General features: G+C 49.4%; 12 protein-coding genes. 3 read left to right on the top strand and 9 right to left on the bottom strand.

The features are described 5' to 3' along the window. Positions 1-46: 46 nt before the first annotated feature. From GYMC10_RS13180 to GYMC10_RS32525, 5 genes are all read right to left on the bottom strand, one after another. Positions 47-2,215 (bottom strand): alginate lyase family protein, encoded by a 2,169-nt coding sequence (locus GYMC10_RS13180; RefSeq protein ID WP_015734905.1) that lies wholly within the window; start codon positions 2,213-2,215, stop codon positions 47-49. Continuing rightward, complete coding sequence (locus GYMC10_RS13175) at positions 2,205-3,326, bottom strand: glycoside hydrolase family 88 protein (RefSeq protein WP_009593556.1); 1,122 nt, start codon at positions 3,324-3,326, stop codon at positions 2,205-2,207. The genes GYMC10_RS13180 and GYMC10_RS13175 overlap by 11 nt, the downstream gene beginning before the upstream one ends. A gap of 215 nt (positions 3,327-3,541) precedes the next feature. Further along, positions 3,542-4,051, bottom strand: coding sequence for a ClbS/DfsB family four-helix bundle protein (locus GYMC10_RS13170; protein WP_015734904.1), 510 nt, complete (start codon positions 4,049-4,051; stop codon positions 3,542-3,544). 132 nt (positions 4,052-4,183) lie between these two features. Then, positions 4,184-6,094, bottom strand: coding sequence for a threonine--tRNA ligase (thrS, locus tag GYMC10_RS13165; protein ID WP_015734903.1), 1,911 nt, complete (start codon positions 6,092-6,094; stop codon positions 4,184-4,186). A gap of 450 nt (positions 6,095-6,544) precedes the next feature. Further along, positions 6,545-6,691 carry a hypothetical protein gene (locus GYMC10_RS32525; RefSeq protein ID WP_015734902.1) on the bottom strand — a complete coding sequence of 49 codons (147 nt, stop codon included), beginning with the start codon at positions 6,689-6,691 and terminating at the stop codon, positions 6,545-6,547. A 308-nt stretch (positions 6,692-6,999) separates the two neighbouring features. On the opposite strand from GYMC10_RS32525, the gene GYMC10_RS13155 reads away from it, so the two are divergent. Next, on the top strand, positions 7,000-7,692 hold the full coding sequence (locus GYMC10_RS13155; protein WP_015734901.1) for a DUF421 domain-containing protein: 693 nt from the start codon (positions 7,000-7,002) through the stop codon (positions 7,690-7,692). A 124-nt stretch (positions 7,693-7,816) separates the two neighbouring features. On the opposite strand, the gene eis is transcribed toward GYMC10_RS13155, so the two are convergent. Beyond that, complete coding sequence (eis, locus tag GYMC10_RS13150) at positions 7,817-8,989, bottom strand: enhanced intracellular survival protein Eis (protein WP_015734900.1); 1,173 nt, start codon at positions 8,987-8,989, stop codon at positions 7,817-7,819. Between the two features lie 309 nt (positions 8,990-9,298). Here eis and GYMC10_RS13145 point away from each other — a divergent pair, with 309 nt between their 5' ends. Beyond that, positions 9,299-9,838, top strand: coding sequence for an NADPH-dependent FMN reductase (locus GYMC10_RS13145; protein ID WP_009593544.1), 540 nt, complete (start codon positions 9,299-9,301; stop codon positions 9,836-9,838). Between the two features lie 95 nt (positions 9,839-9,933). Here GYMC10_RS13145 and GYMC10_RS13140 read toward each other — a convergent pair whose 3' ends face one another. Then, entirely contained in the window at positions 9,934-10,623 is a 690-nt protein-coding gene (locus GYMC10_RS13140; RefSeq protein ID WP_015734899.1) for an ArsR/SmtB family transcription factor, read from the bottom strand. 97 nt (positions 10,624-10,720) lie between these two features. On the opposite strand from GYMC10_RS13140, the gene GYMC10_RS13135 reads away from it, so the two are divergent. Further along, positions 10,721-11,341 carry a flavin reductase family protein gene (locus tag GYMC10_RS13135; protein ID WP_015734898.1) on the top strand — a complete coding sequence of 207 codons (621 nt, stop codon included), beginning with the start codon at positions 10,721-10,723 and terminating at the stop codon, positions 11,339-11,341. 64 nt (positions 11,342-11,405) lie between these two features. On the opposite strand, the gene GYMC10_RS13130 is transcribed toward GYMC10_RS13135, so the two are convergent. Both GYMC10_RS13130 and GYMC10_RS13125 read right to left on the bottom strand, forming a co-directional pair. Further along, entirely contained in the window at positions 11,406-12,599 is a 1,194-nt protein-coding gene (locus GYMC10_RS13130; RefSeq protein WP_036663451.1) for a DUF4179 domain-containing protein, read from the bottom strand. Beyond that, the gene (locus tag GYMC10_RS13125; protein WP_015734896.1) at positions 12,565-13,158 is read right to left on the bottom strand and encodes an RNA polymerase sigma factor; all 594 of its coding nucleotides are present in this window, start codon (positions 13,156-13,158) and stop codon (positions 12,565-12,567) included. The genes GYMC10_RS13130 and GYMC10_RS13125 overlap by 35 nt, the downstream gene beginning before the upstream one ends. Positions 13,159-13,294: the final 136 nt, after the last annotated feature.

The raw sequence follows: 13,294 nt of genomic DNA, 5'->3' as shown, positions 1-13,294 counted from the left end.
CTCTAGTCCTCTTTATTCTATCAGTCCTTTGTGCTGGCGGCATTCATTAAATGATGACAGTTGCTTGCTTTTTTCTACCCTGAAGGGTCATCAGCACAACCTCCCCGAAGATCTGCATGCCCTCCACCACATAAGAGTCATAATGGCCGGACGGCGCACGGTGACTAACCACGAGAATAAACTCTTCTTCCATACCCGGCAGCTGAATCCCGCATGCCTCCGCTTGCCCCTCATGAACCCGTTCGCCCGTATGGCGATAAACAGGCACTTTACGGACTCGCGGCAAGGCCGTTTCGCCTGGGCGATGAGGATACAGCACCTGCATGATGCTGATGCATCCTTTCCCGGTCCTGGAGTAAGCGACATTCGCATTCGGTTCCAGCAGGTTATATTCGCGGGAAATCACGCCTTCGCCGACTTCCCCACGCAGGCCGTCTGCAGTAACGGGGATAATGAATAGATTCGCCTCCCCACGGGTGGTTGTGCGGCAAATCAAAGACTCCCCTTCCATCCGGACTTCTCCTGGCGGGTGCGGAAAATGAAAATGCTGAGTAAAGGTATGCTGCTCAAGGCACGCCAAGCTGTCGATCAGCAGCCAAAAATAAGGCTTGATAAAGATGATCCTTCTGCGCGGGTACAACGGATCACTCCCATAGAGATAGCCGTCATGCGCCCCCTCGACATAATCGAACTCCGGCTTGCTGATCCATCTGCAGCCCAGTGGCCCGGCAATCCGGTCGAAAGACCAGGTATCCTTGACCCCGGTAAACCCGATCCCGTCGACGACCGTAGTATTATGGGCTGAACTCTCCTTTAAAGCTTTTCTCAGCGGTGTATGGTCGCTGTAGTTATACCTTCCGAGATCGGTGAGCAGATCCCGGCCGAACGCATGGAGATCCATGTGCAGCATATCGGCGTGACCATGGCCACCCCCGAGCGGACCGCAGTGAAAATAAAGGTACAGCGCATCTTCGCCCCAGCCCGTTCGCATCGTATAATGGCCGGAATGGGGAAAAGCTCGGCTTAGGGATGGCGGCTCCGCGGGCACCATCGCTTCGTAATCCCGGATGCCCGACACGCCGAACAGCCAGGCATGGTCGTAATCCGGCAGAGCATATCCGCCAAAGCGCAAAACGGGATCCTCAAATAACCACGCGGCGTAGGTCAGAATGGAACGGATATCGCTGTCGTCGCTGTCTCCCAGCATCGGCTGCCTGTGGTTCGGCTTTGCCCAGTACAGGGAGGCTTCGGCCATCTCGCGTACCTTATGCCGGAATAGGCCGTCAAGCTCCAACCCGTTGAGATTGGCGAGGTGAACGCAGTCCAGATAACAAGCCAGCACCTCATGATGGTACGTTGGCGACTGCTCCCAGTGAATGCCGTCTACCATGATCTGAAGCCGGGCCGTCTCCTTCAGTCTCTCTTCCCCTAGTTCCCGCCATCGTGCCGAGCTCTTAAACTCGGGGAAGTACAGTGCGATATGGTATAAACCGCACGTTTCCAGAACACCCCAGTTGCTGATATGCTTCCAGCTGGTGAAGGAAGCAGCCAGATAGTCCCCGTGCTCATGAAGCGAAATCAGGGCTTTACCGAGCAGCAACGGAGTCAGGGATGGACTGCCGATCATGTATCGAAGTGCCTTGATCCAGTTCGCGCTGCGCAGACCGGCTTCGATTGGCCGCCATGTCAGCGTATCCGTCGTCGGCTCTTCGGGGATAGGATTCCGATCGATCCAGTCTTCGAGCTGGCGGCAAAAAGCTTCCGCATACTTCTCGTCGCCTGTCATTGCATACGCTTGTCCCAGCGCCACCCAATAGCGGTGGCGATTCAGCATGTAAGCCCACTCCGCGTCTTGATCGGGAATATGGCACCAATTCACGCTTCCTTCAAATATAACGGGAATTTGGCTCCGTTCCATATCCCACGGAAAACGGAACAGGAACGTCTGCTGTACCACTTCTTCCGCTGTCTTCATCACGGTTTCCAGTTCATCTGCGCAATATTGCTTCACGTAATCGGTGGTATACTGCTTATCCTCGCCACTCATCCACCATCCGGGTGTCCTCCGGCAGGTGAAGTATTGATGCAGTTTACACAGTAAATCGTGCCGATGACCTTGATCGTCTGCATCCTGCATCGAACCCATAGCGGGGTCCTTCAGGTTCAAAATCTTTAAAACAGCATTCGCCGAAGCTTCCATGGCATCAGCGTTCATACCAGTACCCCTTGCTGCCGGTCTCCAGCCGAATTAAAGCTTCCAGGTAAAAATAATCTCCCCAGATCATGAAATCATCCGGGGACAATCCGCCGCGCACATGATAAGAGCCATGCTGCAGCAGGCCTTCCGCTTCTTGGCCGATCGTGGAATAGTGGCGGACCAGCGAGGTCATGGAATCCTTCAATCCTTGTTCAAATTCCGCTCTATCGGGATCCCCCTCCTCCAAATGTCCTACCAGTTCCAGCAAGCCTGCTGCCACGATGGCGGAAGCCGAGCTGTCGCGGTAAGTCTCGGCGGTTACGGGAGCGTTAAAGTCCCAAAGGGCGACATGATCCTCCGGTAAATGCTTTAGGAAATATTTAGCCATTCGTTTGGAAGTATCCAGGTATGCGTGATCTCCGGTGTATCGATAAGCCAGCGCGAAGCCATATACCCCCCATGCTTGTCCCCGCGTCCAGGTCGAACCGTTCGTATAGCCTTGATGCGTGGCACCGCCGATCGGCTCCCCCGTATGGGGATCGAAGAAAAAGGTATGGTATGAGCTGTCGTCTCCCCGTACCAGATAGCGCCTTGTCTTCTCCGCCTGCATGATTGCAATTTCCCGATATTGGGACTTTCCGGTTTGTTGTCCCGCCCAGAACAGCAGCGGCAGATTCATCAAGCAATCGATAATGATGCGGCCGCCTTCCTGTTCGTCTCCTTCCGGACCCCAGGCTTGAATATATCCTCCGCTTGGACGCCAGCGTTTCAGCAGCAGATCCGCAGCCTGAAGCGTCAACTGGCGGGCACTCTCGTCCTTCTCGACGATCCATTCCGCTTTGGAGGACAAGGAATACAGGAACCCGATATCGTGATGATCAAGCACCTTCTTTTCTGCAAAGCGGCGGCGAAAATCTTCCACCGTTCGTTTTGCTCCCAATCTAAAGGCCTCGTCGCCTGTGTATTCATAACACAACCAGAGCAGGCCGCTCCAGAAGCCGTTCGTCCAGTCGTCATTGTCATTCAGCAAATAAGCTCCGTCCCTGCTGACGTGGGGAAATCTTGCCCCGAAGGCATCCATGTTCTTCCGGATTTTCTCTACGGCATCTTGAATCGCATTGCTCCACATAACACCTTGCTCCCTTCAAATCGATCCTGATTACGATTCATGATAAGGAGAGTCGCCCGGTTCTAGTAGAGCCGATTTTTGCCTTGATGTGCATTATTTTGACTTTTGCAGCCGTAAGGCGGTAAAAAAGGAACAAGCCTCTGCTTTAATCCAACCAAAAAAACGATCCGAGGTTTACCTCGGATCGTCCATTTTGCCCTTGAAGCGGTAAAGCGTTACGCTACGAACTTTTTCCACTTTCTGATCTTGGTTCTGAAGCTTTTGAAAGGGGCGACGGAATTGATGTGCAGCCATTTCCACATCGGCCAGTTGGCGCTGGTTACCGTCCATTTTCGAACGCCCGGACGAAACAGCTCTTCCTCGGTCAACCGGTTGATCCATTCGCACCATTCATCCGTCCTCTGCTTCAGCATAAAACGCAATTCTACCAAAGAATAGCCGTCATACGCTTGGTAGAAACGCTGATACAGCGCCCCCAATTGATTCCATTTATAGTCAGGGGCCGGCGTCGTAACTTCGATGCCGGCTCGTTCATCCCGCTCCCAGCTCATGACGAGAGACAGCCAACCAAGCTGATAGGCGATCATTTCTTGCGGCGTTCTGTCGACTTCGCCAATGCGATGATTCTTTTTATCCTCCGGAACAGCATCAAATTCTTGGTCAAACAGCATATACGTTCGTCGAATTTCAGCGATGAAAGCCTCTTTGCTCGGGTATGTTTGCAACGATACTCTCTCCTTCATCATTAACATGTACCGCTTAACAGGCACATTCAAATCATACCATGCCCTGGGGCCGCACACGGTGACGAAGATCATCCCGCTCCCTATGCGGAAAGCCGCAGCCATAACGAAGAATTAATATTCTTTTGACTCTATCTCGTTCCGAAGCCGTTCAATGACTTGATCTATCGCGATTTCGCCAAGCTCTCCCTCGCCCCGTTTACGAACCGATACGTGATCGGAGTCCATTTCCTTCTCGCCAAGGACAAGCGTGTAAGGCGTTTTCAACAGTCCCGCTTCACGGATTTTATAACCCAGCTTTTCATTTCGGACATCGACGTTCACCCGTATGCCGGCATTCTCCAGACGTTTCTTCACCTTCAAGGAATAATCGATATAGTGATCTGACACCGGAATGATCATCACTTGTACAGGAGCAAGCCACATCGGGAAGGCTCCGCCGTAATGTTCCGTAAGGATCCCGATAAAACGTTCGATGGATCCAAACACCGCCCGGTGAATGACAACCGGCCGATGCTTCTGATTATCTTCCCCAATATAGGACAGATCGAACTTTTCAGGGAACTGGAAATCCAGTTGGATGGTGCCGCACTGCCAGCTCCGCTTTAAGGAATCGAGGATATGAAAGTCGATTTTGGGTCCGTAAAACGCTCCATCCCCTTCATTAATCCGGTACGGCAGTCCCAATTGATCCAGTACCTGCTGCAGCGAAGTCTCCGCTTGCTCCCATAGTTCCTCGGAGCCCATGGAATCCTCCGGTCTTGTCGATAACTCGATTGTATATTCAAAGCCAAAGACTTGATACACACGGCTGATAAAATCGATAACCTGTTTGATTTCTTCCTGGATCTGATCGGGCCTTACAAAAATATGCGCATCATCTTGACAAAACGTGCGCACCCGCATCATGCCGTTAAGAGCGCCTGAGAACTCATGGCGGTGAACCTGACCGAATTCGGATATGCGAATGGGCAGCTCTCTGTAGGAGTGCAGCGAGTTTTTGTAGACCAACATATGCCCTGGACAGTTCATCGGCTTCAGCGCATACTCCGTCTCGTCTACTTGCGTAAAATACATATTGTCTTTGTAGTGATCCCAGTGACCGGACATTTCCCACAGGCGCTTGTTCATCATCAGCGGAGTCCGCACTTCATCGTAATCGCGATGGAATTGAAGCCCTCTTGCGAATTGCTCCAGCTCATTGCGAATGATCATCCCGTTCGGCAAAAAGAAGGGCATGCCGGGCGCTTCTTCCGAGAACATAAAGAGGCCAAGCTCTTTTCCCAGCTTCCGATGATCCCGTTTCTTGGCTTCTTCTAGCAGCAATAAATGTTCATCCAGCTGCGACTTCTTGGGAAACGCCGTTCCGTAGATTCGCTGCAGCATTTTATTGTCGGAGTCCCCCCGCCAATAAGCACCCGCCACACTCATTAATTTGAACGCTTTGATTCTGCCCGTGGATGGAAGATGCGGCCCTCTGCATAAGTCAACGAACTCGCCCTGCTCATATACCGAAATAACCTCGTCCTCCGGTAGTTCACGAATAAGCTCCATTTTATACGGATCATCTTGGAATATACGTTCAGCCTCCTTACGCCCCACTTCCTTGCGAAGGATCGGCAGGTCTTCCTGAACGATTTTCTGCATTTCTCGTTCGATGGTAATCAAGTCATCGGCCGTAATGGAATGCCCCAGATCCATATCGTAATAAAAACCATCCTCAATGACCGGTCCCACCCCAAGATGAACAGATTCACTGCCGTATAGCCGTTTCACGGCCTGAGCCATCAGATGGGCCGTACTGTGCCGATATACGTACAATCCGTCCTCGGAATCCAGTGTAATGATGCTTACTTCCGCATCTTCACGAAGCTCTTGATTCAAATCCACAAGTTTGCCATCCGCTTTGGCTGCAACCGCATTTTTCTTCAGTCCTGAATGGATGGATTCCGCGATTTGGAACATCGTCGTTTGTGCGGGATACTCCTTCTTGCTTCCGTCCTGCAGCGTTACTACAATTGACATGGTGATCCCTCCATCAAATTTAGATTGAACGCAAAAAAGCACTCGATCCCTAAGGGACGAGTGCGTTCAGCTCGTGGTTCCACCCTAATTTGATCCGATAATGGCAAACGCTCGTACTGCCGCGCGCTTTGTCGGATCCTCATTCAGACATCCGGTAACGGGGATGATTCGGTGTTTTCTAGTTCCATTTCGATTGTCGAACGACCGATCTGGGTTCAAAAACACAGCTACAAAGGGGTAATTCAAGAAACAAGCGCGGAAGAAGCTTTCACCAATCGCTTCTCTCTCTGGACAGGTCGTTTCACGAATCATGTCTTTGATCGTTGCTGATAGTAAAGTACTATAAGTCAGTTTTTTCTAATTGTCAAACCTAATTTCAAAGATAGTTCGATGTTAATTTGGATAACAAATCCTTCCCTCATGTATCCTATGTCAGCATCTTTTCCATGTTTACGATTCCTCGTCCTTCAGGGTCATTTTGACCAAATATCCAATACCCAAACCGACCAGAACACCCGGAAAAGCATGGTGTAGCGTTAAACCGATCCCGGCCCCGATGATGACGCAAGCGTAAATAATGATATCTCCCTTTTTCAATTCTCTCAACTCCCTTGTCGACATGTATGACATTCTCCGTGATTTTCGTTGACGAATTATATCTTACAAGATGACGCCGCGTCACTTTCAAGCGTCTATTGAGAAATTGTCAAATTCACGAATGAATCCATAACTGAAAACAAAAAAGCCGCTTGTTAACCAGCAGCTCTCATTCATAAAGATCGATTATTGAATATTGTTCATTGCGTCAATGAATACCCTAACCGGATAAATCTCCCTTGTTTCTGCGTGAAGCGAAAACGTTTAATAACTTACCATATTACACTGCTTCCGAAGGAGGGTTGTCCATGGATATGTTTATCGATTTAGGAGTCAAACTGATCATCAGCTTTTTCGGGCTATGGATCATCACTTTTGTTACTGGGCGCAAAACCATCAGTCAGCTTACACCGCTTGACTTCCTATCCTCCTTAATCCTGAGTGAAATCGTTGGGGCAAGCCTCTATGATGATAAAGTAAAATTGTCCCATTTGTTATTCGCTCTAGCGTTATGGACAATCATGTCTTTCCTCTTCGAGAAGGCAACCACCCACTTTGTCAAGTTCGGCTATTTAACGGAAGGGCGGGCGGTTCTTCTGATCGATAACGGAAAGCTCAACCAGAAGCTGCTCGATAAATACGACATGGAATATAAACAGCTGCTGTCCATGCTCAGACGGCAAAATATTTTCTCATTAACCGAAGTCAAATACGCCATTCTGGAAACGGACGGCTCGCTATCCGTCATGCGCAAACCCGAATACGAGCCGCCGACGGCCCAGGATCTTGGCATCGAAGCCAAGCCGGATCCCTTTACGGTAACGGTTGTCGACAAGGGAAGGTTGCTCGAGGAATCCATGCTGGGCAAACACATCGAACACAATGAGATTCAATCGAAAGCGCGGGAACAAGGTTTTGAATCCTTGGAAGATATCGCATACGCGGAGTATGGGGATGACGGAAAGCTCTATGTTTTCTCCAAAAAAGAGGTTCAGGATTGAATTTATACCCTTAGATGATCGCAACGCAAAAAAGCCTGATTCCCAGGCTTTTTTGTGTTTCGTATATTCTAACGACAAAGCGAATTCGACGATATTCTTCCGGAGCACCAAGCGTATCCCTTTCTCAAAAGAAATCCATGAGGTAGGTTTGGCCTGCAGGAATCATCGTTTCCAGCAGTGCTGCAGCCTTAGCATCTCCGGTCAGGCGGTGAATGGAATACAGTGCCTGCGGTCTTTTATATCCGGTAAACAAGGCCGACAGTGTCTGAATGTCGGTAGACAGATCCGCCTGCTCCCCTCGATCGGATGGGAGCTCCGACAGCTCCGCTTTCCCCTCTCCATTCATCGATAGCCTCCACAGGCCTGCATTCCAAGGCGCTGCGGAATCCTCCACCTCGATGGTCAGGACAGCTTCCTGCGTCGCTTCAAAAGCATACTGCTCCACGAAGGATTGTAAATCCACGATACGGGCCATGAAGTAAGGTACCGTTTCCCGGGTAACGCGGGGATCCGGCAGCATATAGGGCAGCTGGTCATCCGTTGGCACCATCGTCATGGTCACCTGCTCGATCCTGGAATCATGGTTTGCAAAAAAAGTCCAGAGTCCGCTTCGGGCTTCTTCATTCAGGAAAACAAATTCGTCGCACACCAGTTCTTTGTCTTTAAGCTCATATAACGCATAACCCGTCGGTTTGCCCTCGGCAGAATAATAAACAACGCTGTGATTGTCTCCCTGCAGGACGAATCTTGTCCACCATGCCTCTTCGCGCACAAGGGTACCGTTATACCGGCTGACATAGGCCTGATACATGCCATCCAGTACAGCAATGTCGTTTACATCTCTTACAACGCGGCCCGGCACCTCCACTTTACGCGGAAATTTGGACACCGGAATGACGTACTTATGATATTCCGCGAACAATTCCCAGCCAAACTTGCGATAAAACGGGATCGAGAACGGATGCAGGAAGGAAAGAGTCTGTCCCTTGCCCTTCATCTCTTGCAATGCATGCTTAAGCAGCGTCGAGACATGTCCCTGTCTGCGGTTCTCCGGCCATGTTGCCACGCCCGCAATGCCGCCCATCGCGAAAGTGTTCCCCTGCAAATAGACCTGCAGCGGAATGATGGTCAGTTTCGCCTGCAGCTCTTCCCCGTCAAAAATCCCCCAGAATCGCTCTGGTTTAAAATGCTTCTGATTGGACTCTCGCTGCTCCGGCGTCAGCGTATATTGAAAGGCATATTCGGATAATTTCGTGCTGATGTCAAATTCATCCGTTCTTAATTGTCTAAGTTCCATTCTTGCTTCACCTCTCCAATCTTCATATGTACGTTAATTGCTGAATGACGCGTGTTATCCCGGCACGAAAAAGTGGGTTCCAAGGCACATGACCAGTATAACATCACAGCTGCCTATGCGGTACAAAACACCGTTCGATTTCAGGTGAATATCCATCCGTGCATGAATACAAAAAAACTTAGAATATTTTACACAAACTTTTAGTAAGCTACTTGACAAAGATAACCCACTAAGATTATGATTAGCTCATGCAAAATAACAAGCACACCATGATCACAATATATTCAGAATAATCGGGAGGTAAGAACAGTGTCCAAATTGAATATCGGTATTATTTTAGGCAGTACCCGTCAAGGTCGTTTAAGTCCGCAAGTAGGTGAATGGGTTAAACGTATCGCTGACGAGCGCGGAGATGCAAACTACGAAATCGTAGATATCGCGGATTACAAGCTTCCGCTTTTGGGTGAAGCCGACGCGACTGAACAAGCAACGGCTTGGAATACCAAACTTGCAAGTTTGGACGGCTTTGTATTCATCGTTCAGGAGTACAACCACAGTATTTCCGGCTCATTGAAGAACGCACTCGATTATGCCCGCGAGGCATGGAACAATAAAGCTGCAGGCATCGTGAGTTACGGTTCTGTTGGCGGCGCACGCGCTGCCGAGCATCTGCGCGGAATCCTGGGCGAGCTGTCCGTAGCGGACGTTCGCGTACATCCTGCCCTCTCGTTATTCACTGATTTTGAGAACGGCTCTGTGTTCAAACCGGCTGATCTGCATCTTGTCAACCTGAATGGCATGCTTGACCAAGTGCTTGCTTGGAGCGGTGCTTTGAAGACGCTGCGCTAATCTCTAATAAATAGGACTGCCGCCGCTTCATCTTCCGATGAGGCTGCGGCAGTCCTTTTTTTCTGGCATCCACGCTTCATACCGAAAACCTGCGCCTATTCGATATCAATAAGAAACGTTTCGTTTAGCCCTTTCTTGCCCTCGGGCGTGATTTTAATGGCCCTGGTTTTTGGCATCCTTTGTACCCATCCTAATTCCAATAGTCTTTCCAACAGCGCATGGCCCAGCGCCCCGGCAAGGTGATGACGTCTTTCACTCCAGTCCAAGCATCGGTGCGTGAAGGAGCGGCGTTTTCTCTTCACGCGTTCCAGATCGATTTGAAACGCCCTGAAGAAGCCTTCTCCTTTTTCGGTAACCGTAAATTGATGATCCACTTCGGATAAAATCCCTGCATTTAGAAGCGAATCCGTCAATTGTATTCCCAAACTCCCCGCAAGATGATCGTAGCAAGTCCTTGCATGGCGTATGGCTTTGTGCTCCAAAGCTTGGTTGAATGATCTGATTTCAACGGGAGGCGTAATCGATAGAAGGGTCTCCATGATCCGGGCAACCTCCTGGTTCTCGATTCCATAATAACGGTGCCTTCCCTGTTTTTCGACGGCCACCAGATTCGCCGCAACCATTTTGGATAAATGAAAGCTGGCCGTTTGCGGTTTGATATTTGCCATGTACGCCAGCTCTCCTGCCGGGTGGTAACGCCCATCCAATAAGACGGTCATGATGGCCGCTCTCGATGCATCGCTTACGAGTGAGGCTACCTGTGCTATGTTCGGACTCGCATTCATCTCCATCCCTCCTGATGTAATCCATATTTCGATGAGCATCGAACCTTTTCTATTCTACAATGATTTGGGATAGAACCGTTAATGGGAGGAATATTTTATGAAAAAAACCGCTCAAATGATCGACACTGAACTAATTAAACCGAAAATCCTGTATTATGGAACCCCTGTTATTTTGCTCAACACCCTGAATGAAGATGACACCGTCAATATCAGTCCCATCTCCTCATCATGGGCGCTGGGAGAACATATCATTCTTGGCATCGGACTCGGGGGGAAGGCGATTGAGAACCTGGAACGGCATCCTGAATGCGTCATCAATATTCCGGACCCTTCCTTATGGGAGAATGTCGAACGATTAGCCCCGTTGACAGGGAAATATCCCGTTCCGGACCACAAGCTGATGAGCGGATTTACATTTGAAAAAGATAAGTATGCGCAAAGCGGATTAACGCCAGCGGATTCTGTCACCGTAAGGCCGTCCCGTATCACGGAGTGTCCGATTCAGATTGAAGCCAAGGTGAACCACATTCGGCTGCCTGACGATTCGCCCTTTTTTGCCATTGTCGAAACACAGGCTGTACAGGTGCATGCCCATCGCAGCATCATAACGAATGAACAACACATTGACCCTGGCAAATGGAGTCCGCTCATCTACAATTTCCGGCACTATTTTGGGCTCGGCCCGTCATTAGGCAAAAGCTTTCGTGCCGAAACTTAATATTCTGGAGCATAAAGAAGAGGCCCGCCATGTATGGCGGGCCATTCCTGTTCATGCTTGTGGTTTACGGCTTGACCGGAATGGTCATTTCCAGATCCTTCAGATAGGTTTTATCTCCTACGCTATCCTGATCTTGTCCTATAACACTCCAATCCTTTGGATTGACGGTCAGCGTAAACGGCTTTATCGTAATGGATTTCGGCGTTCCGTTCAGAGGACTGTACAATTGGTCGATATGATATTCGGTTTGGGGTTCGCTATGGAAATATTCGAATTTTCTTGGACTCAGGACATTTCCTTGATCATCCACTAGCTCGTAATATACCATGCTGGCGCTGTAATCGCCTGTTTGCTCTACAGAAGCCGGCACCTCGCCTTTACTGTCCAGAACCAGGCGGGTCGATACCGGTGAAATATCCAATTGCTTGACGGTATAACTGAATGGCCCATCCGATTTCGTGGCCTGGTCCGGCTTCACGACAATCGATGGATTAGCGACATTTACAGGGATCTTGAATTCGAAGGTTTCGTTCACTTGAGTTACGTTGGCCTGAATGGTCAGCTCGAATTGATCGGGTAATTTCAGACCCTTGGCAAGCTCAACGATATAGGCATTGTCCTGTTGCGGATAATCTCCAAAGGTCCCCTCGCCCATCGCCACTTCTTGTCCGTCTACCAGAATTCGCGGCATTTCGATATAGCCTTTTTCCTGATCTTCCTTAGCTACTTTCCTCGACTTAACATACTCACTATCCTGATTACCGATTAACGTAGCATCTTCGCTAATATACGGAGAAGCTGTACCCGGTAAATCCACTCCCTCGCGCTCCAGGATAAAGGACAACCGGGTTCCATCATATAGGAGGTCAGCTACCTTCAACGTCACGCCATCGTGAGTTAAGCTCAAGTTAGGTTCGGATAGGATTCCTTGCTCTATGGCGGCTTTCACTGCATCTTCGCTGGTTCCTTCGTATAGCACACCGAGCACTGGAATTTGCTTCAGGGTTGCTGCCATTACCGGCGATACAAACCCCGAACCGATCACGGTTCCTCCCAGCACAGCTGCTGCGGACGCAACGAGTATCGCTCTTTTAATAACATTCGGTTTAGGTTTGGTTGATAATCTTGTCATTTCACGCTCTCCAATTCGGTTCATGATTTGATCACTCATACTTCTCATCGGTAAAGACGATTCGCGAATCCTTTGTTCGAGTGCATTCATCTCAGCGTATTCCGTTTGTTCCGGCAATTGTCCCACGTGCCACCTCTCCTTTTTGGCTTATTCGGTCCATTAACTTATGACGCAAGCGTTCATACTTTTTCCTGATCGTCGCCGATTTGAGTCCCATGATGCCGCTGATTTCCTCGAAGGTATACTGTTCTACGGCCTTGAGCAGCAATATATGGCGTTCTTCTGCTGTAAGGTAGGTTAACAGCTCGTACACAACCGGCTCATGTTGAGATATTTGCATAACCGGCTGCTGTTCCTTGCAATGCTCGATCAGGTTAAGAAAACGATTCTGCTTTCTCTTAATATTGATCAGATGATGATAGGCCATTTTATACAACCAGGCAGAGAAGGATACTTGTCTCTTATACAGATGAAGATGCTCATAAGCACGGATAAAGATCTCTTGCACGGCATCTTCTGTCTCCGCATGGTTCTTCAGAATATAGTAGCAGTAGGTGTACATCTGCCGTTCAAACTGGACGATGATCGCTTGATATGCATGTTTGTCTCCTGCTTTGACTTGTTCGATAACCTCTTCAATGGCCTTTCTTTTTCCTTCCGCTTCCCCGGGGATGGTTGGCTGCAAGCGAGCTCACCTCCTTCTTTGTTTACCTATATAACAATCCGAACAAGGGATTTTGTGACACGATTTATTTGATGTGGAGAATGCGCATGAATTAGACCCTGCCGCTAATAGAGTCCGGATGCTCTGAAAAGGGCAT

Source organism: Paenibacillus sp. Y412MC10 (assembly GCF_000024685.1).
GTDB classification, from domain to species: domain Bacteria; phylum Bacillota; class Bacilli; order Paenibacillales; family Paenibacillaceae; genus Paenibacillus_AQ; species Paenibacillus_AQ lautus_A.
Note: the sequence above shows the minus strand (reverse complement) of the source record. Positions and strands in the feature narration are given on the sequence as shown.

Excerpts from the sequence above, each read along its gene's own strand:
- GYMC10_RS13140 (WP_015734899.1), bottom strand. The coding sequence starts at position 10,623 with ATGAATGCGAGTCCGAACATAGCACAGGTAGCCTCACTCGTAAGCGAT.
- eis (WP_015734900.1), bottom strand. The coding sequence starts at position 8,989 with ATGGAACTTAGACAATTAAGAACGGATGAATTTGACATCAGCACGAAA.
- GYMC10_RS13180 (WP_015734905.1), bottom strand. The coding sequence starts at position 2,215 with ATGAACGCTGATGCCATGGAAGCTTCGGCGAATGCTGTTTTAAAGATT.
- GYMC10_RS13135 (WP_015734898.1), top strand. The coding sequence starts at position 10,721 with ATGAAAAAAACCGCTCAAATGATCGACACTGAACTAATTAAACCGAAA.
- thrS (WP_015734903.1), bottom strand. The coding sequence starts at position 6,094 with ATGTCAATTGTAGTAACGCTGCAGGACGGAAGCAAGAAGGAGTATCCC.
- GYMC10_RS13155 (WP_015734901.1), top strand. The coding sequence starts at position 7,000 with ATGGATATGTTTATCGATTTAGGAGTCAAACTGATCATCAGCTTTTTC.
- GYMC10_RS13175 (WP_009593556.1), bottom strand. The coding sequence starts at position 3,326 with ATGTGGAGCAATGCGATTCAAGATGCCGTAGAGAAAATCCGGAAGAAC.